Below are 24234 nucleotides of genomic sequence, written 5' to 3' on the forward strand. Positions count from 1 at the left end.
TGGATAACTATATGAAGCCTGTGGTTGTATCGGTAGTCGGACCGACAGCAGTGGGTAAAACTAAACTTGGGATAGAAATAGCCAAACGATTTAAAGGCGAAGTTATCAGTGGTGATTCCATGCAAATTTATCGAAGCATGGATATTGGCACAGCAAAAGTGACTCCGGAAGAAATGGAAGGAATCCCGCACCATATGATCGATATTAAAGACCCGGAGGATTCCTTTTCAGTCGCTGAATTTAAAGAAAGGGTCACAGAAGCAATTGAGGATATTTCCTCCAGGGGAAAGCTTCCGGTAATTGTTGGAGGGACTGGTCTTTATATTCAATCTGTGCTTTATGATTTTAATTTTTCAGAGCAAAAGCGAAGCGGTGAAATAACCGAGCGCTTAGAATCCGAACTTGAGATGAAAGGAAATCAGGCACTTTATCAACAGTTGATGGAAATCGACCCGGAGCAGGCGGAAAAAATTCATCCCAATAACGAGAGAAGGTTAATACGTGCCTTGGAAATTTATGAAAGCACAGGGATGACCATGTCAGAGTATCAAAAGAACCAGTCGGATGAATCTCCCTACCATCCAATCCTTATTGGTTTAGAAATGGATCGTGAGCTGCTTTATGACAGAATCAATCATCGCGTCGACATGATGGTGGAGGAAGGACTGTTGGAAGAAGTCCGGGAGCTGTATGATTCGGGCCTGGAAGACGTGCAGTCCATGCGGGCGATCGGGTATAAAGAATTTATCCCTTATTTTAATGGAGAGTACCACCTGGAGCGGGCGGTGGAATTATTGAAGCGCAATTCCCGCCGATACGCGAAAAGACAATATACGTATTTCCGCAATAAAATGGATGTAACCTGGTATTCCGTAACAGAACAAAATTTTCAGGAAAAGTTTCAAATTATTTTGCGTGATTTAGCAGGAATGATCGAACAGACATAGAATTAGTTGTAATATAGATAGAAAAGAGGAGGAAGATTCATGGCTCAATCCGTCAATATTCAAGACACCTTTTTAAATCAGCTAAGAAAAGAACGCGTTCAGGTAACCGTCTTTCTACTCAACGGGTTCCAATTGAGAGGGGCTGTCAAATCATTTGATAATTTTACAGTTCTGCTGGAAACGGATGGGAAGCAGCAGCTTATTTTCAAACATGCAATTTCCACTTTTGCTCCAACCAAAAACGTTTCTTTAGATAAAGAATAATGGACAGTGAAACGGATGCTTCTGGCATCCGTTTTTCAATGCGCCTGGGCGTTTGTCACACATTGAGGCTGTCATACGTATAGTGTTAGGGAATAAGGGGTGATCTAATGAGTTCCCAACTGACCCATAACCAACAAGGTAAAATCAACATTATTTTAAAAGACCGGAAAGAAGATAATGCTGACAGGGCAGCACTGGCCCCTGTGGAGAACGGTAAAGCGGACCCGTTTCAGCTAATTGAAGATCATTTGGATGCTTTCATCGGCATGGATCGTCTGCGTGAAAAGGTAAAAGAGATCTATGCGCAGGTTCTTGTTAAGGAAAAACGCAGGCAAGTGGGGCTAACTACGGAAAACCAAGTGCTTCATATGATGTTCAAAGGGAATCCCGGCACGGGGAAAACAACCGTCGCACGCGCGCTGGCGAAGATTTTTTATGATATGAACCTGTTATCGAAAGGGCATTTTATCGAAGCAGACCGGAGTGATCTGGTAGGGGAGTACATTGGCCATACGGCGAAGAAAACAAAAGATTTGATAAAAAAGTCGCTTGGTGGTGTTTTGTTCATTGATGAAGCCTACTCTCTCGCACGTGGTGGGGAAAAAGATTTCGGGAAAGAAGCAGTAGATACCATTGTGAAGTGTATGGAAGATCATCATAGTGAGTTTATTTTGATTCTGGCAGGATACCCGCGTGAAATGACCAGGTTCCTGACTTTGAATCCCGGGTTGAAATCCCGCTTTCCTATTACACTGGAGTTCCCGGATTATACGCCAGGTGAATTGCTGGAAATAGCACACGACATGGCAGAGCTGAAAGATTATAAACTGTCCAATGAAGCCCAATGGAAATTGAAACAGCATTTCCATTCGTTGCTGCAGCGGTCGCCGTACAATTTTTCAAATGGACGCTATGTGCGGAACATCATTGAAGATGCCATCCGAAAACATGCCATCCGAATGATGCGATGTTCCACCATCAATAAAGAGGTACTAATGACAATAGAAGCTAAAGATATTATATTCGAAGAGGTTGGGGGAGGATAATTATTATCCACGACTCTTTTCTTTTGATATGATGATAAGAGATACCGACCATGGAAAGAGGTAGAAATAATGCCAGAAAAAGAACAAGTAGTACTTGTAGCAAGAGCTCAAACCGGGCAGGATGACAAACGGTTCCAATCCTCGCTGGAAGAACTGCAATCGCTCACAGAAACAGCGGATGGCGCAGTTCAACATATATTCGTTCAGAAAAGGGACCGGGTTCATCCTGCCACATACTTAGGAGAAGGAAAATTAGAAGAAATTAAAGATTATGCAGAGGAGAATAGTGTTGACCTTGTTATTTTCAATGAGGAGCTTTCCCCTGGGCAGCTAAGGAATATAACAGACCGATTGGGAGTCCGGGTCATTGATCGAAGCCAGCTCATTCTGGACATATTCGCTCAACGGGCTAAAACGAAAGAAGGTAAACTGCAGGTGGAGCTGGCACAGCTGCAGTATTTACTTCCAAGACTTGCCGGCCAGGGGACGGAATTATCCCGTCTTGGTGGCGGAATCGGGACAAGGGGTCCGGGTGAAACAAAGCTGGAAAGTGACCGTCGCCACATCCGCAGGCGCATTGACGATATTAAAAAACGGTTATCTGCGGTGGTGAAGCAGCGGGAGCAGTACCGGAAACGACGAAAAGAAAACAAGGCTTTTCAAGTGGCGATCGTAGGTTACACCAATGCTGGGAAGTCGACGTTTTTCAACCGTGTTACCGAAAGTGATTCATTTGAAGAAAACCTGTTATTCGCAACCCTGGATCCGTTGACCCGACAGTTACAGCTTCCGTCAGGCCTCCAGGTGCTTTTGACCGATACGGTCGGATTTATTCAGGATCTGCCAACTACTCTAATTGCCGCTTTCCGGTCTACATTGGAGGAAGTGACAGAAGCGGACTTCATTCTTCATATGGTTGACGCTTCTCATCCCGATCATGAACAACATGAACGCACGGTACTGAAGTTATTAGGTGATTTGGAAGCGGATCACCTGCCGATGCTTACCGTTTATAATAAGATGGACCTGTTGAACGGCGATTTTATTCCGGAAGCTTTTCCATCCATTACAGTGAGTGTCCATGATCCTATCGACAACAAGCGGGTATTGGATAAAATAGAGGATACGCTGATCAAAGAATGGGATAACTATCACACCTTTATTCCAGCCGGGAACGGCAAGAGGATTCAACAATTAAAAGGGGAAAGCATCGTCTCATCCTTTCATTTTGATGAGAAAAGGGAAGGGTATGTAGTAGCCGGTGCCATTCATCCCGAACATCCGTTAAAACACCAATTACTATAATAAAGGAAGTAACGTACGTTATGAATATTGAACAACTAGCAGCACATACAGAAGAAGAGATTCGTCCTTACCATATATCAATACAATCCATTGTGGAAAAAAATCAACACAGAGTGCTGGAAGCCTTCCGCCGTCTTAAAATCTCGGACAGCCACTTCAACCCGACAACAGGGTATGGGTATGACGATTACGGCCGCGATACTTTAGAAGAACTTTATGCGGAGATCTTCGGTGGGGAAGACGCATTGGTACGCCCTCAAATCATTTCAGGCACCCATGCCATTACAACAGCTTTATTTGGTGTGTTAAGACCAGGTGATGAATTATTATATATGACCGGGGAACCTTATGACACGTTGGAACAAGTAGTCAAAGGTTCGAACGACAAGGATACCGGTTCCCTCAAAGATTACGGCATAAGCTATCGTTCTGTCTCCCTTGCCGAGTCAGGAGAAATCGATTTCCCTGAAATCAGAAACGCTATAAAAAATAATACGAAAATGATAGCTATCCAGCGTTCGAAAGGGTATGCGGACCGCCCTTCGTTTACGATAGACGAAATCGCTGACATGATTCAAAAAATCCGGACTATAAAGCCGGATGCGATCATTTTTGTGGACAATTGTTATGGGGAGTTTGTCGAACTGCAGGAGCCATTGCATGTTGGGGCTGATTTGATCGCAGGATCGTTAATTAAAAATCCGGGCGGAGGAATTGTCCGTACCGGAGGTTATATAGCTGGAAATAAAGACTTAGTAGAATTATGCAGCTATCGCCTGACCGCTCCCGGGATTGGTAAAGAAGCTGGAGCCAGTCTGAACAGCCTCCAGGAAATGTACCAGGGAATCTTCCTTGCGCCTCATATGGTTGGAGAAGCTTTAAAAGGTGCCGTTTTCACTGCCAGATTATTAGAAGAGGCTGGCTTTACTACGACCCCTGCCTATAATGCAAAGCGCACCGATTTAATTCAGGCGGTCGCTTTTGAAACAGCAGAGCAAATGGTTGCTTTTTGCCAGGCGATACAGAAGTCCTCACCAATTAACTCTCACGTTACACCGTATCCTAGTCCGATGCCGGGGTATGAAAGTGATGTCATCATGGCAGCGGGTACGTTTATCCAGGGAGCGAGTCTGGAATTGACCGCAGATGGCCCGATTCGCCCTCCCTACATGGCTTTCGTGCAAGGCGGGCTCACTTATGAGCATGTCAAAATAGCGGTGAAGCTTGCGCTTGAGGAAATAGTTGAGGCAGGTTTTCATCAAATTGAAACAGGGTAAAACTGAGATGGGGAAGCTCATTTCAGTTTTTTTATTTTTTCATGTTAGATTTCTTAACATCTCTTGACACATAACATTTCATTGGTATAATAAAGTTATCACATGCAAGGGAGGTAGCCATCGATGAGCGATGAAATACGACGTTCGATGCCGTTATTCCCGATTAGTATTGTTAAATCTTTAACAGATTTGTCTGCGAGACAAATCCGTTATTATGAAGAGCACAATTTAGTCCACCCGGCAAGATCAGAAGGGAACCGCAGATTGTTTTCCTTTAATGATGTCGATCGTCTGCTTGAAATAAAGGCATTGATCGAAAAAGGCATCAACCTGGCAGGGATCAAACAGGTTCTGTCCATGCAGGAAGTGCCGGATAACGAACCGATGGATCAAGAGCAAGTCGAGGAAATCCATAATGACCTCTCAGAGAAAGAGCTACGCCGCATGCTCCAGCAAGAATTACATACCGCTGGAAGGTACGGCAAATCATCGTTAAGACAGGGAGAATTATCACGATTCTTCCACTAAAATATAGGAGGAAAATATTAAATGGGATTAACTAGAAAAGAAATTTACAAAAAAATTGAAGAAGAAAACGTAAAATTCATCCGACTACAATTCACAGACATGCTTGGTACCATCAAAAACGTGGAAATTCCTTTGAGCCAATTGGATAAAGCTTTGGATAATGAAATGATGTTTGATGGTTCTTCTATCGAAGGTTTCGTCCGTATCGAAGAATCTGACATGTACTTAATTCCAGACCCTGAAACTTTTGTTGTCTTCCCTTGGACATCCGAAAAAGGAAAAGTAGCACGTTTTATCTGTGATATTTATAACCCGGATATGACTCCATTCGAAGGGGATCCACGTTATATCCTGAAAAAGAACCTGCAGAAAATGGAAGAGCTAGGATTTTCCGCATTTAACATCGGTACAGAACCGGAATTCTTCCTGTTCAAGCTTGATGAACGCGGGGAACCATCCATGGAACTGAATGATAAAGGTGGATACTTTGACCTTGCTCCAACAGACTTAGGTGAAAACTGCCGTCGCGATATCGTACTTGAATTAGAGGAAATGGGCTTTGAAATTGAAGCATCCCACCACGAAGTTGCGCCAGGTCAGCATGAAATCGACTTTAAATATTCTGATGCAGTCAAGCACTGCGATGATATCCAAACATTTAAATTGGTTGTAAAAACAATCGCCCGTAAACACGGTCTTCATGCGACATTCATGCCTAAACCATTGTTCGGGGTCAACGGATCCGGAATGCACGCCAACATGTCCTTGTTCAAAGGAAAGCAGAATGCATTCTACGACACAGAAGGCGAGCTGGAGTTGTCCGAAGTTGCCTACCAGTTCACTGCAGGCATCATCAAGCATGCGACAAACTTTACAGCTATTACGAATCCAACTGTTAACTCTTATAAGCGTCTTGTGCCAGGGTACGAAGCTCCTTGTTACGTAGCATGGTCTGGTCAAAACCGAAGCCCGCTTGTCCGTGTTCCTACTTCCCGCGGTTTGAGCACGCGTATCGAAGTACGTAGTGTCGACCCTGCAGCGAACCCGTACTTGGCGATGGCTGTACTATTGGCAGCTGGTCTCGACGGTGTAGAGCACAAGCTTGAAGCACCAAAACCAGTTGATCGCAACATCTATGTAATGAATAAGGCAGAACGTGAAAAGAACGGAGTGCAGGACCTTCCAGCTACACTATATGATGCACTTGAGCTGCTGAAGAAAGACGATATCCTTGTTAAAGCACTCGGTGAACACTGCTTCGAACACTTTATTGAAGCGAAAGAAATCGAGTGGGATATGTTCCGTACACAAGTCCACCCTTGGGAACGCGAACAGTATATCTCTGTATATTAAGCAGCAAACTTCTTAAAACTAAATGTGAACTAATCCTTAGGTATTTAAGATAAGGAAAACACCCAAACTGCCATAATCCTGAATTCGACAGGGTTATGGCAGTTTGGGTTAAGAGTGTCACTGAAGAGCTAACTCAACTTCTTATAGAACAGTATTAAAAAGGGGGCTCCGTGAACTGAAAAATTTGATTTGGCGATTAAACGTCTCACATTTAAAATTTAGCTCTTTGTTCTATATCACATAAGTAGTAAAGAATACCAAAAGATTAGCACTTCAGACCTTTAATTAGCGTTTGTATAACCTCTAGACGACTAAACTCCTTTGGAGGAAATTCTCCCCTTCTCAGCATTTCCCTTACTTTTGACCCTGATAGATGAATATGATCTTCTGTTCCATGAGGACATGTTTTTTTAGTTGTAATTTGGCTGCATTTTTTACAGTAATAAGCATGGTCAAAAAATATCGGCTTAATGCCTAGCTCATTTTTGCTGAATAACGAAAAAATTTCTTGTGCTTCATAAGTTCCATAATAATCCCCTACTCCAGCATGGTCACGTCCTACAATAAAATGTGAACATCCGTAATTTTTTCTAATAAGGGCATGAAAAATTGCCTCTCTTGGTCCTGCATATCGCATAGCAGCCGGGAATACCCCCAAATGGACTCGATTTTTTGGATAGTAATTTTGGAGTAGAACCTGATAGCTGTTCATTCGTATCTCAGATGGGATATCGTCAGCTTTTGTTTCTCCGACAAGAGGATGTAAAAAAAGCCCATCTACTACCTCCAATGAACACTTTTGTATATATTCATGTGCACGATGAATGGGATTTCTTGTTTGGAATGCTACAATTGTTTCCCACCCCCGTTTAATGAATTCCTCCCTTGTCTCTTTTGGTTTACAATAAAAATCCGGAAATAAGTTTTTGGATCTGGGAGGTCTGACTAATGTAATAGGACCTGCTAAGTAAACGTCAGGTCTATTAAATAGCTTTGCTACTCCAGGGTGAGCAGGGTCAGTGGTTTTGTATACTTGTTTTGCTTCTAGCTTTTTATCAGGTTTATATTTTTCATGTAAGTGAAGAATTCCATATACTTCGTCAGCAAATACCAGTTTTATCTTTTCTCCAATTGTAAGACGTGAAGAAAGGGCTGCAGTAACTGGCAGTGTAATAGGTATACTCCATACCAATCCATTAGCTAATCTCATTTTTTCCACCACTGAATTATAATCTTTTTCTCCTATATACCCTGTCAAAGGACTATAGGCCCCTGTAGCGATTAACTCTAAATCAGAAAGAGCCATTAAATCTAATTCAATTTCTTTTGATATAGAGCTATAATCATAATTATAATCTACTTTGGAAATCAGTTTATGTCCATGTGGTTCTATAATATTCATAATAATACCCTTTCTTTCTTAAATTCTATCTTGAATAAAATCCACCAAATGATTCACAGAGCTCGATATGGATTTTTCAGTTGTGTCTATAACTACTTCTGGTGCTAAAGGTTCTTCATAATCTTGTGAAATACCAGTAAAATTCCTTATCTTTCCTTCAAGGGCTTTTTTATAAAGACCCTTAGGGTCCCTTTTCTTACATTCTTCAACAGAACATTTAACGAATACTTCAACAAATGTATTATCTTTAAACCTTTGACGAGCTTCATCCCTATCTTTTCTATAGGGTGAAATTGCGGCGACGAAGACAACCATTCCTGCATCAACAAACAATTTTCCAATTTCAGAAATTCGGCGAATGTTTTCCGCTCTATCCTTAGGAGTAAATTCTAAATTGTTATTAATGCCATGTCGCAGGTTATCTCCATCAAGCAAGTACGTATGGATACCCTGATTAAATAATTCTCTTTCTACATGGTTAGCAATTGTAGATTTACCAGCCCCTGATAATCCAGTAAGCCATATAATTAAGCTTTTATGACCATAAGCTTTCTCTCGTTCTTCTTTTGATACATTGGTTTGGTTCCAAGTGATATGCTCACTCATAAAAAACTTACCTCCAAATTAAAAATGTGAGTGATACAGTACAAATTAAACAAAAAATACTTAGTAAAAATCCGACCTTTAAATAATCGGTAAATCTATAACCTCCTGGGCCGTAAATAATTAGGTTTGTTTGATATCCAATTGGTGTGATGAAACTGCATGAAGCAGAAATTGCTATTATCATCGCAAACATTTTGGGATCGGTTCCTATTTCTAACGCAACCGAATGTCCCAAAGGAAACATCATAGCTGCGGCAGCAATATTATGAGATATTTCAGTTAATATCATTGTTACCAGATAAATTGTTATCGCTGTTCCTAATAAACCAAATCTGTCATTTATATATAATATTGCAATTGAAATCGCTTCGGTTACTCCTGATTTTTCTATAGCTGCCCCTATCCCGATAGCAGAAGAGATAAGAATAATTACACTCCAATCGATCGATTTTCGTGCTTCTGCAGGACTTATCGATTTAGTAGCCAGTAAAATGAGGACAGCAATAATTGCAGCTTTTATGATGGAGATGAATTGGAAGGCTGCAAGGGTGAACATTACAAGTAATACAAAGACTAATATTTTGTTGTTTCGAAAGTGGTTTGTCTGTATATTTTCTGAATTATTGCTTTTCTCCATAGGTGTTAGGTTGTTTTTATAATTCCTGTGAGGGAGCAGGTGCCTGCCAATTAAATACATATAACCTAGGCCAACAAGGGTAAGAGGAATGCCGAGATAAGAGAATTCTAAAACTGTAAACCCTGGATGTCCGCTTTGTTGCAAAAGACCGTCTACCATCAAATTCGTGGAAGTGCCATATAAAGTGATCGTTCCACCTAAAATTGCTGCATAGGATAAGGGGATTAATAGTTTAGAGGGATTAACCCCGTTGGATAATCCCCAATTACGTACAAGTGGGGTGAGCGTATAAACTATAGCAGTATTATTGATAAAAGCTGATAAGATTGAAACTGTTATCATCATTTTAAGAAGGATCAAAGGAAAATTCCCATTGTATTTTAATACTTTTTCAATCAGATGATGTAGCATACCACTATTAAATAATCCATTACTGATGATAAAAAGAAGGGCTATGGTAATTACACTTTTATTTGCAAAACCTTGAAAAGCTTCTTCAACTGAGATGACATTTGTTAATATAAGGATCAATAATACAGAAAAGAGAGTCACATCAGGTGGGAACCACTGTTTAATTAATATGGTAAACATTCCTGCTAAAACAAGTGTTACATAAAAGATCTCCATCTAGAGCCCACCACCATGATATTGATAACTATGACTACAATATGCATTTTCTATACTTTTGTTATAAAAATGGGTATGGGTACTATCTTTCTTGCAGCGGTTCCATAACTATGTTATAAACCCACACCTTTCGCTTAAAATCGTTTTATAATACAGTACATTGACCGAATAACATCAAAGAGAAGGATGAATTAGTGTGATTCATTTCAATAAAAATGATATTGAACAAGATCGTTTAGTGTGTTTTTTGCATATACCAAAAACTGGTGGGAAAACGTTATGGAATATACTAGAGAAACAAAGTGAAGATGTCCTGGTTTGGCATGGGAAATTTTTTGAAGAGCTCAGTAAACCTTTTGAATTCTTTACATTCCTAAGGGATCCAGTTGATCGAGTACTATCAACCTTTTACTATATTCAGAATTATGAGCGCGATCCTTTGCATAAAAAAGTAAAGAGAATGAATTTGGAGGAATTTGTTGAATACATGAAGAATGAGGATATCGGAGATAAACCTTATCCTAAAAAAGATTTGCGTAGTATACGTTTTAGAACTGTAAATCTTGCTACCCGTTATTTATCAGGCGGTAATCCTTCAGATATAAAGAAGGCTAAAGAAAATCTTAAGAACTATTTCCCGGTTGTTGGTTTTACAGATATGTATAATGAATCACTGTTTTTATTAAAAGAGCATTTTAACTTTGATATTTCCAAAGTAGATAAAATAAATACTAACAGGAAACGCCCAAAAAAGAATGTTGTACCCAAATCCATCATTAAAACCATAGCTGAATTAAATAGCCTGGATATAGAATTGTATCAATCGGCAAAGGAAGAATTTAATAATAAATTAAACCAAATGGACAGCACATCAATCCAAAAGTTAAATCAATGGAAAGCTATGCATTAGGAGATATTTTATTGTTGATATAGCTTTCATAGAATATCTTTCATTAACAGGAAAGGCCAGCACTAAGGAGTTCTGGCCTTTCCTGTTAATGAATTCACTTAAAAATCGTTTAACACGTCTTGCAATTCTGCTTGCTGTGCATCAATTTGTTCAAGAGCATGGTTTATATTTCGTCTAAAAATACTTATAATACTTTGGCCATAATTGTTTCCTGGAACTGCCCATTTTCCGTTAAGCTGTGTCCAAGTAGTTGCGCTTCCTCTGTTGACTAGGTCAAATCTTGGATCGACTTTAGGATATCCATTTGGAATCGGTTCTGAGGATGCATAAGCATATAAGTGCTGGATATGAGCATGGACACCTTCTGCAGGGGTAGCGAAACTTGCTCCTGGATTGTCTGGGCCAGTGGCTCCAATTCCGGCAAAGTTGTTTTGTTTATCGTCTACTACACCTGTAAAACGGAAGTAATCCGTTTCGTGAATAGCCTGTGCATACGCCACATCTGCTCTTATTCCATAAACTTCACCATATTCCATATAGTAGGCTCCAAGATTTGGAGCGTCCGGATTAATCGTTTTTACAAATTCCTCTAACTGACAAGGGTTTAAATGAATATCTCCTTGGATAGTAAAACGTTCTTCCGGGGTTGCTGGAGGTGGGGAAGGCACTTCGCCTTCTGTCAGAATGAAAGCGTCTGTAATTCCGATGCTCTTCAATTTCTGTACTTGCTGTTCTGCATTTTCTCTTTGAGAATAAGCTCCAGCTTGCACTCTATAATATTGCACACCCGATATGGTAGTAGGCACGATAAAAGAATCAATGTTGTGAGTCGCTAGGTACTGAACTCGGTTTTCTGCATTGGGACGGTTTTTAAAAGAACCAGCAATGACCTTATAAAGAACACCAGGTGCAGTTTTAGCCGGTAAATCAAAGGCTTCCTTAACTCCTTCAGCAATGGCTATAGAAACATCTTGAATAAATTCAGGATTGGTTAAATGCGCAAGGTCGTCAGGATTATCCAGAAATAGCACCTCTAATAATAATGCAGACATCTTTGTCTCCCTTAGCACATGAAAATTGGCTCGCTTTTTCCCCCTATCATTAATACCATATTTTGATTCCACGGAATCTAAGATCTTATCATGAATAATGTTCTGATGAGCTTTAGTGGCCGGAGGGACAGTACCGCTAAAAATATAACTCTCAAAACCAGTTCCCCCAGCAGCATTGTTGTGAATAGATAGGAAGAAATCGGCATTCTCGGAATTAGCCAATCGGGTTCTTTCTTCTAATGAAATCGTTATATCCCTGGTTCTTGTCATTACTATATCCACTTCGTAGTTTTTGAGCAGGTAATCTCTTACCTTTAAAGCGATCGAAAGATTAAATTGCTTCTCCTCATAACTTTTGTAAGTTGCCCCAGGGTCATTCCCCCCATGACCAGGGTCAATAATTATCTTTTTCATTTTATTAGCCTCCTTTCAAGACTACATTTAATTATATGAATAGTAAGACAAACCTGGTTAGACTAGTGTTTAGTTTTATTTAAAAAAGGCGCGTGTTGCAGATTAACATCGGTTAACGATAATGGTTTTTTGGATTAGTATCGATTGACAGTAAAAGTCGAAGTATTTCAAATGCTTTAATTATGAGAAATCATAAAAGACGCAATCCCGCATGGGGAGTGCGTCTTTTATGGAAGGAGCAGAAATTGAACAAGCAAAAGTGGATCAACAATGCTTTAACCTTTTCTATCTTCAGGTTGGAGGTAAGGAAGTGACTCGGAGTTACAATAATATATGCGCTTTTCCTAGCATTGTGACCATCATTTTTTAATTTCACAGGAATTTCGAATGGCAGGAATCTGAATGTTTTATATACTGGGCGTGTTCTATCTAGAAAATGAGCCAGGGTTTATAATCATACAGCGAAAAAGGTCTCCATCATCCAGAATCGATAATAGAAACCTTTTTGTAAATGCTTGTTATGTCCCTGCCTATCTGCTTTAGACGGCTTCCAGGACATCTCCTATATAATTTATATAATACCGTACTGATATCTTATTCGGAAAAGATTGAACGGTCTAAATTTTTCTCTTTTTACCACAACAGCCGCCTCTACTGACAGGCCTTTTTTTAACTGATGAAGCATCCATTACGATTGGCTCAACTGTCGCTTTGAAAAATCTATTTTGGTAAACTTTTTTTCCTTTGGAAGTCTTTCTTTTCAAAAAAATCAACTCCTTTAATTGATAATATATTGTACTCGGGAATCACTATTAAGTACGGGCTTTTATTATGTTCTTATTAAAAAAGGGCATTCCTTATAATTTTCCTTATTGATAACGTAAGTTTTGATGGAAGGCTGTGCCTTTTTATAGGAAACAATAACCATCTTTACCTTCTCATCCGGATGGTTGATGAGGTCAAACCTTGAGGGAACAGGTGCTGTTGTCGGGTGTGAGTGATAAACTGCGATTACCAGTTCATTCCTTGCTTTAATTTCATTGAGGGTTTGTGCGACTATCTTCTCGCTTACAAAAAAACGTCTGTCTGACTTCCATTCATTTTCCAATGGCCATATAGAGGTTATATCATCCTTGTTTCCTGCCAAAAGGCCGCAAGCTTCATAAGGTAAACAAGATTTACCGTGTTCAACAAGCTGATTATATATAGTGTTTGAAAGTGTAATTTTGTTCATTACCATGTCAATCCTTTTTTTGGAAAATTGAGAACAGAGATGAAAACTCAATTTTCTTTTGGCTTTTAGGATGGGGCTCCTCGTTTGTTTCTAGTTGTGCTTGCTTTTTCATATCTTGTTCGGTTAGGTCGTTATTTTTTGGTGTTGAAGCTTTGGAATCAACATGTGTGCTTTTAAACTCATTATTTTTAATAGAGTTTTCACTGGAATCCTGTGATTTTTTTGCTTGTTTTTGTTTAGAAAGCTTACTTTGGCTTTCTGCAGTTATATTTTCTGTTAGATTCACTGCAGAGCGTTGTTTTTCTGGTGATTTGGATAACTGGTTAGCTTTTTTTTTTCCTTGTTGTTTGGAATAGATGATATTTTTATTTAATTCATTATGAGATTGCTGAAAAGTTCTTCTCTTAGATTTTCCCCTTGATAAGGTATTTTGCCCACCTGCCGAAGGTATATTGGACTGATGTTTTTGGCTGCTGGTTCTTGTGAAGCTGGAATTTTGCCTGCTGAATGATTGAGATGGCTGCTCTACATTCCTGTAAGATTGGAGCATGTTTTGCAGCTGTCGGTACTCCGATTTTCTTGGATTTTGAGCTTTTTGATTATTTTCCTGGTTAATGACGACTTGGTCTTGAATTTGTGCTATATCCTCTTTTATTCGGTCGATTTCTCTAATGCTTTCCCTGAAATGACTGTTTTGAGAATAAATAACTGTATTTATTTTCTCAATTAATTCATTAATATTAAGCTGATCAACTTTATCTATTACTTTACTGATATCTTCTTTCAACTGGCTCATCATATTGTTAACATTTTGTATATAATCAGCAAAATTTTCTTCTCTCTCCTCAAAATCGGTTAATTGCCTCTGGTATCTCTCTTCCATACTTTTCATTTCTCCTTCTAATCTAATAAGTTTTGAATGAGTTTCATTAAACTCGTGCTTGATTAGAAGATAATCGTCCACAGCTTCCCCTTTTTTTACTACGTTAAGGGTTTGTTCATACACCTTAAGCTGATGTTTCAATCGCTCAATGTCATCGGTGCTATATAACTTGTATTTATACATCACTCATCACCCTTTTGCAGCACATTAATATACTATTGATGAACCTTCGATACGTGACAAATGTCCGGTTGCATTGTTACTTTTATTCCTCCATTAATTCATTTTATGTAGATACCAACAAGTTTAGCAAAAATAATTGGCTTTTAATTAGGATATTTGCATATATCGCAAAAGGTTTTCTAATTCCGCGCTTTCACTATACCGCTTTCAGCTTTCATTCATATGCTATGAGTGAAAACAAAATATCTTATTCGGAGGTGTAGTTTGCATTATGCAAGCGAAAAATTTGACCGGGGGCCAAGAGCTCCTATGCATTAATACCGAGAAAGTGTATGACTGGGTTATTAATGAGACAACGTTTGATTTGACTTTAGGTGATTTGGAACTCCCAATTGGTCCTACAGGAGATCCAATCGAGTGTGATGACATCGTTGACAATGGTGTTACTTGTGAAGTAGCTCCAGCTGAGGTGGATCCGATTGTTGTTCTTGGTCGTGAAGATCAGGAATTTGTCATTGATGGCACAACAGTAACGTTGCAACTGGTAAATATCCAGAAGAACTTTGACGTTACGGTCTTTGTTGAATTGTTACCGGAACTTGGTGGAGCCACCATTGAGGTAGGTACGGTATCCTTCACACGATGTGAACAGGTAATCCTATGTGCTCCAGAGGGTACAGACGTTGATGTAACGTTCACAGATTTAGACTGCTTCGTATGTACAGCTATCTGTGTTGAAAACGGTACAGAAGTGGATGAACTAACTGATATTACAGTATCCGTTCGCCTATGCCAAAGCATCCAATCAACATTTGAAGTAACTCTTGAACTTGTCGCTGACTTCTGTGCACCAAGAGATATGCTTCCTATCCCACCATGCCCTGCACCAACCATGCCGCCACAGTGTCCTGTGATTTTCCCGAGCGGGGATGACGGTGATAATGGCTGATCACTCAGCATAGCTATAAAGAGAGGAATTCATTTTCCTCTCTTTATTTTTTGGGGAGGTGGCTCAATGAGAAAAAAGGAGTCGAAAATTCTTGATAAACTCGATGAGTGGCAAACATTGAATTCTTCATACTTAAAAGAAATCAAACATATGGCAGAAAAAGCAAGAGAATTAAATACTATGCAAATCATCGGGTATTTTACTTATTCCTTTAACATCCAGCATAAAAGTAATGGCGAAAATATATGTATTGGCAACTTTCATATTTTGAATGCAGGAAGTCGGTCCCTTTCCAACCCATATATATGTATTAAAGTTTCTAACACGGCTCCATTCACTTTTTCGGGAAAGTATGTTTATAAGGATTCAAAACAAAAGCTGAAATTATCCAATGCCTGGGAACGCATCAATGGTCCGGAAGATAGAGAAGAATTCTGGTTGAAACCTGTAGAAATTCAGAGTCTTGAGCCGTCAGAGACACTCGTTTTTTCAAATTTTCAGTTGAAATGGGAAGCAGGCTCTTCATATACCGGAGGAATAATGGGATACATCTATGGAGATGAAATACAAGGTGGAATAAATGCGTTTAATCAAATAAATTTCAGTGGTAAGGTCTCAGAGGGGGAGAACGATGACAAATGAATATCATGATAGAGAAAATGAAGTGCTTGTTCATCAGTTAATTAGGTACTATTTAAAAAATCATTTAAATGATATAAAAAACAATAGTCGTAAAAACAATAGTTTTTTATATCTTGATGGTGATATTTTTCAATTGATTCTTATATATATGTTAATGCAGGGGCATTCTTCTCCTTTTAAAACGGAAACGAAAAAAGATGACCTTTTCCAAAATGAAACTGTAAGTGCACGGTTAGATCAAATAATCACAGAAACTAAGGCAGCCTATGAAGATATTATTAAATCTTTGAAAGAATAAGTGTTAGGCACGTTAGGAACTGTTCCGGGCAGTTCTTTTTTTTGTACTTTATTGAAACTCTAACGTTTTTAAGGATTAAAATGTAAGGGCTTTTGCCATAAATACATGGCGACAAACAAGAAGGAATCTGCATATATCCAAGGAACGTTTAGCTTAGTTGCACATATAGATACCATAGCCCAGAGTTAATCAGTATGTTCCTAAGGAGGCTGACGAATGAAAAAGAAAACGATGACAGATCCTATCCAACTCCAACAAATGATAATTTACTATAAAGCTGAGCTTGCAAAATATAAAGAGAAAGTAAAGGATTATCAGGAAAATTACCATTACTCCCTGCTTACGACCCTTAAAGAACAAAATATTGAGTTATTAGAGGAAAATGAAAGGGTTACTAATCAATTAAGCCAAACCAAGAAGGAAATGAACAAGAAAATTAGCAATATAGCATCTCAGTTAAAAAGCAGCAGATATAATGAAGAGAAACTGAATGTGAAACTGGAGTCCTTAGAGGAAAAGTTAGTTTATGAGGAAATATGCAACAAACAGTTAATATCCAAGGAGAAAAAATTACGAAATGAAATAATTGATCTAAAATCTTCTCATTCAAGAAGCCGAAATGAAATTATTCAACTGCAAAAAACAAATCAGGAATTAAATGAGAACTTAAATGAAAGCACAAAAGAATTCCAGGTAGTAAAAGAAAACTTACGTAAGCAGGCTGCTGACTTAAGCGAAGAGAATGAAACAAGACATAAGAAGATAATAAAGTTAGAAAATACAATCAAGGAATTGGAGCACCAAAATAAGGAGCAAAATACAAATATTGACCAATTTAAAAAGGAAATATGTGAACTTCAGGAAAAACATACAAAAGAAATAGACTCTTTCCAAAAAAAAATTGATAAGATCAGAAAGGCCCATTCTGTGTTAAATACCGAAAAGGAACAATTAGAAAAAGAAAACCAGGAAATCGCTGCACATCGGGACAATTTATTAGCAGAAGAAAGATCAGACTTTGAGAAGAAACTAAAAAGTAAAGAAGAAATAATAGAACAATTAAAAGAAGAGAATTTTACTTTGTCAAACCAAGTGGAGAAATTAAAAGATGCTAAGGTCCAAACTGAATTTTTGGATATTTTCGAAGAAGCAGACCCTTATGATATGATTTCTTTTTTAGATAGTCATATAAAAACTTTATTAGAGGATTCATTTGATACATCGAAAACAGAGGATCCCCAAGATACGCTCATCCGAATACTTGAAAATAAAATAGATACATTATCGGAAAAGATCAAAAAGCTAGAGAGCGAAGCAATGGAGCATAATGAAGAAACAGTAGATGTAAAAGAGCAGGAAGAATAAACTTATTCCCGGCTTTCGAAAATATTGTTTAGCAGGAGAGCAATTGAGGGAGGGTCTACTGTGGGTGAAAGATGGTTATATTTACCTGTTGAAGTAAAAGCGAGAGAATTGGATGCTAAATTACTTCTGGCTTACTATGCAATTAAAAAAGGATACCATGTGATTTTAGGCGAGCAGAGAATGGTAGAATTAGCAGCGGCCGAATTTCCTGAGGGGATATTTTATTCGAAAGGATATTCCAGAGGCTACAGAAAGAAAGTGATCAAACAAGCAGTAACTAATGGACACGAAGTGGTTGAACTCGATGAAGAAGGTTTGATTTTCCCGGATTCTGACAGGTATTTAAATACCAGAATGCAAAAAGAGGTCCTCAAAATGATAACAAAAGAATTTTGTTGGGGACATAATCAGTGCGAAGTGATAGGAAACGCTTATCCAAGCCAGAAAAAAAAATGCCATATTGTAGGGAATCCCAGGTTTGATTTATTACATCCGAAATTTCATAACTTATACCTCCAGGATGCTGATCGGATTAAAGAAAAATATGGTGCCTTTATTTTAGTTAATACGAGGTTTCCTCTTTATAATGGAAGTCAGGGGAAGAGAGAAGATGACTCCAACCCTTTCCTTTTATATATTAAACAATTATACATCTCTTTTATTGAGATGGTGAAGGGACTGGCAGTTGCTTTTCCACATCATCAAATTATTGTTAGACCTCATCCTGCTGAAAACACTGACCCTTATGAGGAAGCGTTTTCTATGTTAAATAATGTCAATGTGATTTTTGAAGGAAACATTATCAAATGGTTAATGGCTGCAAAGGCAATTGTTCACAATGATTGTACATCAAGTATTGAAGCTTATTTGCTCGAAAAACCAATTGTAACTTATATACCTGTGACTTTTAAAGTTATGGACATGAAACTTCCGAACGAATTGGGGATCAAGGCAGTCAAAATAAACGATGTAATATCAATCATTGAATCCATTTTAAATAGGAGTAATTCCCATGAATATTTCAACCAGAAGCATAAGGACACTGCGAATAAATTGCTGTCAAGCTATTATTTAAAAGATAGTGGCCAGTTTTCTTATCATTCAATTCTTAAAATAATGGATGGAATATCCCTTACTCCCACGAAACCAATCCCTCGTTTCAACCATTCATTCAATGTAAAACCAAACAAAAAACTTGAACATCTATTCCCGTTTCTATCAAAACAGGAAATACAATCATTTTTTAATAAAATAGATGAGATAGAAAATCAGGATACTGTTCTTTCTGTAACCCCCATAGGTGAAAATTTATATTCTATACGTTCCATGTAATATATGTTTTTCCTGAAAATTGAGGAAAGTTTGAAACAAAAAGGAAGCTAGGCTGAACAAAGCAGGCATAGCTTCCTTTTTAGTTTTTATGACAATTGACCAATTTGATAGGTGAAAGTCTATTATATTCACTAAGTGCAAAATGGTGAATATAAATGGTATTACTGAAAAAGTTCTTAATCATTCATATAGGAAAAGAGGAAATGATGGTGTTTTTCAAAGATAAGAAAATATTAATTATCGGTGGTACTGGAACTATAGGTGAAAGTTTAGTCCGTCACATTCTCATGGAGGAGCCAAGTTTGATTAGGGTTTTTAGCCGTGATGAATTTAAACAATATCAGATGCAGAAGGAATTAGGAGATAATAATAAGCTGGAATTTATTCTAGGAGATGTAAGAGATTACCAAGTTCTAAAAAACACAATGAATGGGATTGACTATGTATTTCACCTTGCCGCAATGAAACAGGTAACTGCATGTGAATTTAATCCTTATGAAGCTGTGAAAACAAATATTTATGGCACTACTAATGTTATAAATACTGCTATTGAACAAAAAGTAAAAAAAGTGCTCTTCACAAGTTCAGATAAAGCAATTTCACCAACCAACACATATGGTGCAACTAAACTGATTGGGGAAAGACTAATTACTTCTGTCGAACTTAATAAAGCAGTAACTAATCCAATATTTGCAAGTGTACGGTTCGGAAATGTAATGGGTTCCAGAGGGTCGGTTATCCCACTTTTCCAAAAGCAAATTCAAAACGAAAAAAATATCACACTAACCGATAGAAATATGACACGGTTTATGATGACATTGGAACAAGCAACATCATTGACAATTAAAGCACTGAAAGAAGCGAAGGGCGGAGAAGTCTTTGTTTTGAAAATGCCTGTGATTAAATTGGATGATCTTGCATCTGTACTGATTGAGGAAACATGCAAGAAATACGGGATTGAGGAAAAAGAAATTGGTATAGAAGTGATGGGATTAAGACCTGGTGAAAAAATGTATGAAGAATTGATGACTTATGATGAGTCGTTATCAGCTATAGAATTAAAAGACATGTACATTATAGTGGAAGGGGCAAGAAATGATGTCTTTTACGCCGGTTCGAAAAAAATTACCCCAGGAACTTATAGCTCAAAAGAGCAAGATGCCATTTCAAAAGAACAACTAAGAAGATTGCTCAGAGAAGCAAATCTAACTTAATAAATGGAAAGTATGGAGATAAAATGGACATTTTTTCAAAAAATTACTGGTCACTATATATTAATTTTTTAAATGACTTCGAAGATATAAAGTACAAAGGTTTTTCAATACCTTATTTATATCATTTTAGAAGTCTGTTAAAAGGAAATGAAAAGCTATGGGATAGCTTGTATAATCAAGCATTTACCGCAAAGCTGCCCAGAAGTATAACAGAAAATAGAGAAATCCAAATAGTATTTAATGAGTTTGTACAGTCACATACTAATGAACCTTTGGAACGAAATAAAAATGGAATAGTGATATTTCATGATGTATACAATCTGCTTAAATTACCGCAAAAGACCTTCATAAAGTATTTTAATTCTTCCCAAGTTATGCGCTTATATGAAGGTGGAAATAGAAGGAAAATGAAGAGGCGTACAAAAGCAAAAAGCTATCAAAACATCAGAGTGATTAATGATCGGGATGGTAATGGAGCAAAGAGGATGAAGGACAATAAGAAAGCAAAGGCAGCAGGAAGCATACCATCTGTCAAGTATTTTTCGGAGTTTTCTGTTGATACCAGGAAAGCGGTAGAAAATCTAACAAGAAAAGCAAATTCCATTATAAAGAAACATCATAATCATCCCCTATATAGCCAAGAAAGTTTTAAAAAAGTTTTTTTTCTACAATTATCCAAGATTGTTAACCGGATAGAAGAATCTGCTAATCTACTGGAACTTTTCCCTGTTTCATGTATAGTTGTTCCTTCGACTCACTACCCAGAATGTCGTACCTTAGCGCTGGTAGCAGCTGAAAAAGGCATACCCACTATATGTATGCAGCATGGAATCATCTCAAGTGAACATGGCTATCTCCCCAAAGTCGCTACTGTGGATGCTGTTTATGGCCAGTTTGAGGTGGATTGGTATAAAGAAAAGGGTGCAGCTGACGAGACAGTAGAGGTTATTGGTCATCCGAGGTTCGATCAGGCTTTTGAAAAGCCCCGGTTCTCTCGATTACAGTTTAATGAAAAATTCGGTTTAGCCCCAAATAAAAAGAATCTCCTGATAATTGTAAGAGGAAATAAAGATATTGACAGCTGGCGATTGTTTATAAAAAAAATTTCAAAAAAGCTGGATATTAACATCTTAATTAAAGATTACCCTAATAAAAGACCCCACCCCCTCTCCAAAGAATTTCCATCAGTTCACTCACTTTTGAATGTAGATTTGTACGATATACTCCCTAATGTAGATGGAGCCGTTTCTTATCCTTCCACCGTTGGGTTAGAAGCAATGCTTGCAGGCAAGCCTGTTTTTATCTTGAATATGGACTTTCCAGGTTCTGCCGGGTACTACAATCGACTGGGAGAGTTATCACAGAATGACGCAAACCAACTGGGCGACATTGTCATCAAGTATTTTGGCAAGGAGCAAATGATAAGGAAGGCCCAAAAAGTTACTAAGGATTTTCTTTCTTACGCATACCCTCTTCCGGCTTTGTCGGGGAAAAGACTGCGGAAATTAATTAATAGGCTGACAAGCTAGAATATATGTGGAGAGCATATATTGGTTAAAGCGGTAATAGGATGTTTTGAGAAGCAACATGAAAGGGTGAGGGTCATGAATATTCTTGTAACTGGTGGCGCCGGGTTTATCGGGCGATGGGTTGTAGCGAGGTTATTGGAAGATGGACACTTTGTTTGGGTCCTGGATGACTTATCGAATGGGAGAGAGGAAAACCTCAAAACCTTAAAGGATAATCCAAATTTTAAACAATTTATTCATGGGGATATCAAAGACTCAAAGCTGATAACAGAACTATTTGCCAATAAGTTTGATATTTGTTACCACCTAGCAGCCAGCATCAACGTTCAGGATAGCATTGATGATCCTCATACCACATTTCTTAATGATGTTGTTGGGACGTTCAATATTCTGGAAAAATGCAGGGAGCAGAAAACCAAACTTGTCTTTATGAGTACATGCATGGTGTATGATCGGGCTCACAATGAAGGTGGAATCAGAGAAACAGCACAAATTAAGCCTGCCTCTCCTTATGCTGGCTCAAAGATTGCGGCAGAGAATATAGTTCTGTCGTATTATCATGCCTACGATCTCCCTGTCACTGTTCTTCGTCCGTTCAATACGTATGGCCCTTATCAAAAAACGGGAGGAGAAGGGGGAGTTGTAGCGATATTTTTGAAAAACACACTAGAAGGACTGCCGCTCTCTATATATGGCGATGGCAGCCAGACAAGAGATTTGTTGTATGTGGAAGATTGTGCCCGTTTTGTGGTGGAGGCAGGCTATTCGGAAAAAGCAGATGGAGAAATTCTAAACGCAGGGATTGGCAAGGATATAAGTATAAATAAATTAGCTGAACTGATTGTTAAAGATAGAAAATTAATAAAGCATGTCCCACATATTCATCCTCAAAGTGAGATACCGAAACTAGTGTGCGATTTCAGTAAAGCAAAAAAATTGTTGGGCTGGGAGCCTAAGTACAGTTTGGCTGAAGGGTTGACCCAGACGGAAAAATGGATAAAAACAACCGATCTTTTGTAAATAATGGGGGGGAGGAAATGCAAAAAGCTAAGCTGGCTTTATATGGTGGAAGACCTGTTAGAGATTCTTATTTAGCTTATGGAGGTCAATGGATTGATGATCAGGATATTGAAGCGGTTATCCGTATATTAAAAAGTGACTGGCTTACAACTGGACCCGCTGTCTCTAATTTTGAAGAAGCTATGGCTGATTATGTAGGTGCTAAGTATGCCGTAGCTTTTTCTAGTGGGACAGCAGCATTACACGCTTCCTGTTTTGCAGCCGGAATAGGTGAAAATGACGAAGTGATAACTACCCCATTAACTTTCGCGGCCAGTGCTAACTGTATCCTTTATGTTGGTGGCAAACCGGTATTTGCAGATGTTGATTCCGCTACCTGTAATATTTCTCCTTCCTCAATCAGAGAGTCTATCAATGAAAATACTAAAGCTATTATTACTGTTGATTTTACCGGACAGCCAATCGAATATGAGGAGGTATTGGAAATTGCCAAAGAATTTGGGCTAGTTGTAATTAGTGACGCAGCCCATGCATTAGGAGCCTCATACAAAGGAAAGATGGTCGGATCTATGTGTGATATGACAATATTCAGCTTCCATCCGGTTAAACACATAACAACTGGAGAAGGAGGAATGGTTACCACTGATAATAAAGACTATTATGAGAAATTATTACTGTTCAGGAACCATGGAATTGTGCGTGACCCCGATAAGTTGGAAAATAATCCAGGACCTTGGTTTTATGAGATTCAAAGACTGGGTTTTAACTACAGGATTACGGATTTTCAATCTGCATTAGGTTTGAGCCAACTGGGTAAACTGCCCGGCTTTTTGAAAAAAAGAAGGGAATATGCTTCCAGATATACGGAGGCGTTCGATAAAATAGATGGTGTCATTACCCCTTTTCAAAATAAAGATGGTAATTCAAGTTGGCATTTATATATCCTCCGACTAGATCCAGCTGTTTTATCCGCAGACCGTGCTGAAATATTCAAGGCATTACAAAAGGAGAATATTGGCGTTAATGTACATTATATTCCCGTATACTGGCATCCATATTATCAGCAGTTAGGCTATAGGAAAGGGATCTGTCCCAATGCTGAAGAAGCCTACGGTACCATACTTACCCTTCCTTTGTTTCCTAAAATGTCTATAAAAGATGTAGAGGATGTCATTGATGGTGTGAAAAAAGTGATCTCTTATTACACTGTTATGTGA

At 38.4% G+C, this 24234-nt stretch carries 24 protein-coding genes; 17 read left to right on the forward strand and 7 right to left on the reverse strand.

What is annotated here, in order from left to right; genetic code table 11:
- The first annotated feature begins 11 nt into the window (after positions 1–11).
- The 7 genes from miaA to glnA all read left to right on the forward strand — a co-directional run bounded on the left by miaA (position 12) and on the right by glnA (position 6720).
- Positions 12–947, forward strand: coding sequence for a tRNA (adenosine(37)-N6)-dimethylallyltransferase MiaA (gene miaA / locus ACGTNI_RS03585; protein ID WP_394460099.1), 936 nt, complete (start codon positions 12–14; stop codon positions 945–947).
- A 39-nt stretch (positions 948–986) separates the two neighbouring features.
- Positions 987–1211, forward strand: coding sequence for an RNA chaperone Hfq (hfq, locus tag ACGTNI_RS03590; RefSeq protein WP_085508419.1), 225 nt, complete (start codon positions 987–989; stop codon positions 1209–1211).
- Positions 1212–1318: 107 nt separating this feature from the next.
- Positions 1319–2257: an AAA family ATPase gene (locus ACGTNI_RS03595; protein WP_085508421.1), complete on the forward strand. Its 939-nt coding sequence runs from the start codon at positions 1319–1321 to the stop codon at positions 2255–2257.
- A 69-nt stretch (positions 2258–2326) separates the two neighbouring features.
- Positions 2327–3562, forward strand: a complete 1236-nt coding sequence (gene hflX / locus ACGTNI_RS03600; RefSeq protein WP_085508423.1) for a GTPase HflX — start codon at positions 2327–2329, stop codon at positions 3560–3562.
- On the forward strand, positions 3559–4839 hold the full coding sequence (locus ACGTNI_RS03605; protein ID WP_394460158.1) for a methionine gamma-lyase family protein: 1281 nt from the start codon (positions 3559–3561) through the stop codon (positions 4837–4839). The genes hflX and ACGTNI_RS03605 overlap by 4 nt, the downstream gene beginning before the upstream one ends.
- 123 nt (positions 4840–4962) lie before the next feature.
- Positions 4963–5367 (forward strand): MerR family transcriptional regulator, encoded by a 405-nt coding sequence (locus ACGTNI_RS03610; protein ID WP_085508427.1) that lies wholly within the window; start codon positions 4963–4965, stop codon positions 5365–5367.
- Positions 5368–5388: 21 nt separating this feature from the next.
- Positions 5389–6720 (forward strand): type I glutamate--ammonia ligase, encoded by a 1332-nt coding sequence (gene glnA, locus ACGTNI_RS03615; RefSeq protein WP_394460102.1) that lies wholly within the window; start codon positions 5389–5391, stop codon positions 6718–6720.
- Positions 6721–6985: 265 nt separating this feature from the next.
- Here glnA and sat read toward each other — a convergent pair whose 3' ends face one another.
- Genes sat through ACGTNI_RS03630 form a run of 3 tightly spaced genes read right to left on the reverse strand, consistent with a single transcriptional unit; the run spans position 6986 to position 9992 of the window.
- Complete coding sequence (gene sat, locus ACGTNI_RS03620; protein ID WP_394460104.1) at positions 6986–8122, reverse strand: sulfate adenylyltransferase; 1137 nt, start codon at positions 8120–8122, stop codon at positions 6986–6988.
- Between the two features lie 18 nt (positions 8123–8140).
- Positions 8141–8728 carry an adenylyl-sulfate kinase gene (gene cysC / locus ACGTNI_RS03625; RefSeq protein ID WP_394460106.1) on the reverse strand — a complete coding sequence of 196 codons (588 nt, stop codon included), beginning with the start codon at positions 8726–8728 and terminating at the stop codon, positions 8141–8143.
- Positions 8729–8735: 7 nt separating this feature from the next.
- Entirely contained in the window at positions 8736–9992 is a 1257-nt protein-coding gene (locus ACGTNI_RS03630) for an SLC13 family permease (RefSeq protein WP_394460108.1), read from the reverse strand.
- Between the two features lie 196 nt (positions 9993–10188).
- Between ACGTNI_RS03630 and ACGTNI_RS03635 the strand changes: the two genes are divergently transcribed.
- Entirely contained in the window at positions 10189–10902 is a 714-nt protein-coding gene (locus ACGTNI_RS03635) for a sulfotransferase family 2 domain-containing protein (RefSeq protein WP_394460110.1), read from the forward strand.
- 98 nt (positions 10903–11000) lie between these two features.
- Here the strand turns inward: ACGTNI_RS03635 and ACGTNI_RS03640 are convergent, their stop codons facing one another.
- The 4 genes from ACGTNI_RS03640 to ACGTNI_RS03655 all read right to left on the reverse strand — a co-directional run bounded on the left by ACGTNI_RS03640 (position 11001) and on the right by ACGTNI_RS03655 (position 14668).
- A complete protein-coding gene (locus ACGTNI_RS03640) occupies positions 11001–12368 on the reverse strand; it encodes an N-acetylmuramoyl-L-alanine amidase (RefSeq protein WP_394460112.1) in 1368 nt (455 codons plus the stop codon).
- Positions 12369–12985: 617 nt separating this feature from the next.
- Complete coding sequence (locus ACGTNI_RS03645; protein ID WP_394460115.1) at positions 12986–13132, reverse strand: hypothetical protein; 147 nt, start codon at positions 13130–13132, stop codon at positions 12986–12988.
- A gap of 65 nt (positions 13133–13197) precedes the next feature.
- Positions 13198–13602 (reverse strand): M67 family metallopeptidase, encoded by a 405-nt coding sequence (locus ACGTNI_RS03650; protein WP_394460117.1) that lies wholly within the window; start codon positions 13600–13602, stop codon positions 13198–13200.
- Between the two features lie 7 nt (positions 13603–13609).
- Positions 13610–14668: a hypothetical protein gene (locus ACGTNI_RS03655; protein WP_394460119.1), complete on the reverse strand. Its 1059-nt coding sequence runs from the start codon at positions 14666–14668 to the stop codon at positions 13610–13612.
- 271 nt (positions 14669–14939) lie between these two features.
- On the opposite strand from ACGTNI_RS03655, the gene ACGTNI_RS03660 reads away from it, so the two are divergent.
- From ACGTNI_RS03660 to pseC, 9 genes are all read left to right on the forward strand, one after another.
- The gene (locus ACGTNI_RS03660; RefSeq protein WP_394460121.1) at positions 14940–15617 is read left to right on the forward strand and encodes a BMQ_0737 family morphogenetic spore coat protein; all 678 of its coding nucleotides are present in this window, start codon (positions 14940–14942) and stop codon (positions 15615–15617) included.
- A gap of 66 nt (positions 15618–15683) precedes the next feature.
- The gene (locus tag ACGTNI_RS03665; protein WP_394460123.1) at positions 15684–16259 is read left to right on the forward strand and encodes a hypothetical protein; all 576 of its coding nucleotides are present in this window, start codon (positions 15684–15686) and stop codon (positions 16257–16259) included.
- Positions 16249–16557: a hypothetical protein gene (locus ACGTNI_RS03670; RefSeq protein WP_085508453.1), complete on the forward strand. Its 309-nt coding sequence runs from the start codon at positions 16249–16251 to the stop codon at positions 16555–16557. The genes ACGTNI_RS03665 and ACGTNI_RS03670 overlap by 11 nt, the downstream gene beginning before the upstream one ends.
- Positions 16558–16773: 216 nt before the next feature.
- Positions 16774–17922 carry a coiled-coil domain-containing protein gene (locus ACGTNI_RS03675; protein ID WP_085508456.1) on the forward strand — a complete coding sequence of 383 codons (1149 nt, stop codon included), beginning with the start codon at positions 16774–16776 and terminating at the stop codon, positions 17920–17922.
- A 60-nt stretch (positions 17923–17982) separates the two neighbouring features.
- Entirely contained in the window at positions 17983–19254 is a 1272-nt protein-coding gene (locus ACGTNI_RS03680; protein ID WP_176224037.1) for a surface carbohydrate biosynthesis protein, read from the forward strand.
- A 209-nt stretch (positions 19255–19463) separates the two neighbouring features.
- Complete coding sequence (locus ACGTNI_RS03685) at positions 19464–20468, forward strand: SDR family NAD(P)-dependent oxidoreductase (protein WP_085509225.1); 1005 nt, start codon at positions 19464–19466, stop codon at positions 20466–20468.
- A gap of 23 nt (positions 20469–20491) precedes the next feature.
- Positions 20492–21997, forward strand: a complete 1506-nt coding sequence (locus ACGTNI_RS03690) for a CDP-glycerol glycerophosphotransferase family protein (protein WP_394460126.1) — start codon at positions 20492–20494, stop codon at positions 21995–21997.
- A gap of 75 nt (positions 21998–22072) precedes the next feature.
- Entirely contained in the window at positions 22073–23017 is a 945-nt protein-coding gene (locus ACGTNI_RS03695) for a dTDP-glucose 4,6-dehydratase (RefSeq protein WP_085509226.1), read from the forward strand.
- Positions 23018–23034: 17 nt separating this feature from the next.
- Complete coding sequence (gene pseC / locus ACGTNI_RS03700) at positions 23035–24234, forward strand: UDP-4-amino-4,6-dideoxy-N-acetyl-beta-L-altrosamine transaminase (RefSeq protein WP_394460160.1); 1200 nt, start codon at positions 23035–23037, stop codon at positions 24232–24234.

Source organism: Thalassobacillus sp. B23F22_16, from assembly GCF_043496955.1.
In the GTDB taxonomy this organism is placed as follows: Bacteria; Bacillota; Bacilli; order Bacillales; family Halobacillaceae; genus Thalassobacillus; species Thalassobacillus devorans_A.

Coding starts and splice junctions, on each gene's coding strand:
- sat (WP_394460104.1), bottom strand. CDS start 8,122: ATGAATATTATAGAACCACATGGACATAAACTGATTTCCAAAGTAGAT.
- pseC (WP_394460160.1), top strand. CDS start 23,035: ATGCAAAAAGCTAAGCTGGCTTTATATGGTGGAAGACCTGTTAGAGAT.
- hflX (WP_085508423.1), top strand. CDS start 2,327: ATGCCAGAAAAAGAACAAGTAGTACTTGTAGCAAGAGCTCAAACCGGG.
- ACGTNI_RS03675 (WP_085508456.1), top strand. CDS start 16,774: ATGAAAAAGAAAACGATGACAGATCCTATCCAACTCCAACAAATGATA.
- cysC (WP_394460106.1), bottom strand. CDS start 8,728: ATGAGTGAGCATATCACTTGGAACCAAACCAATGTATCAAAAGAAGAA.
- ACGTNI_RS03695 (WP_085509226.1), top strand. CDS start 22,073: ATGAATATTCTTGTAACTGGTGGCGCCGGGTTTATCGGGCGATGGGTT.
- ACGTNI_RS03630 (WP_394460108.1), bottom strand. CDS start 9,992: ATGGAGATCTTTTATGTAACACTTGTTTTAGCAGGAATGTTTACCATA.
- ACGTNI_RS03595 (WP_085508421.1), top strand. CDS start 1,319: ATGAGTTCCCAACTGACCCATAACCAACAAGGTAAAATCAACATTATT.
- ACGTNI_RS03655 (WP_394460119.1), bottom strand. CDS start 14,668: ATGTATAAATACAAGTTATATAGCACCGATGACATTGAGCGATTGAAA.
- miaA (WP_394460099.1), top strand. CDS start 12: ATGAAGCCTGTGGTTGTATCGGTAGTCGGACCGACAGCAGTGGGTAAA.
- glnA (WP_394460102.1), top strand. CDS start 5,389: ATGGGATTAACTAGAAAAGAAATTTACAAAAAAATTGAAGAAGAAAAC.
- ACGTNI_RS03670 (WP_085508453.1), top strand. CDS start 16,249: ATGACAAATGAATATCATGATAGAGAAAATGAAGTGCTTGTTCATCAG.
- ACGTNI_RS03640 (WP_394460112.1), bottom strand. CDS start 12,368: ATGAAAAAGATAATTATTGACCCTGGTCATGGGGGGAATGACCCTGGG.
- ACGTNI_RS03690 (WP_394460126.1), top strand. CDS start 20,492: ATGGACATTTTTTCAAAAAATTACTGGTCACTATATATTAATTTTTTA.
- ACGTNI_RS03665 (WP_394460123.1), top strand. CDS start 15,684: ATGAGAAAAAAGGAGTCGAAAATTCTTGATAAACTCGATGAGTGGCAA.
- ACGTNI_RS03610 (WP_085508427.1), top strand. CDS start 4,963: ATGAGCGATGAAATACGACGTTCGATGCCGTTATTCCCGATTAGTATT.
- ACGTNI_RS03650 (WP_394460117.1), bottom strand. CDS start 13,602: ATGAACAAAATTACACTTTCAAACACTATATATAATCAGCTTGTTGAA.
- hfq (WP_085508419.1), top strand. CDS start 987: ATGGCTCAATCCGTCAATATTCAAGACACCTTTTTAAATCAGCTAAGA.
- ACGTNI_RS03660 (WP_394460121.1), top strand. CDS start 14,940: ATGCAAGCGAAAAATTTGACCGGGGGCCAAGAGCTCCTATGCATTAAT.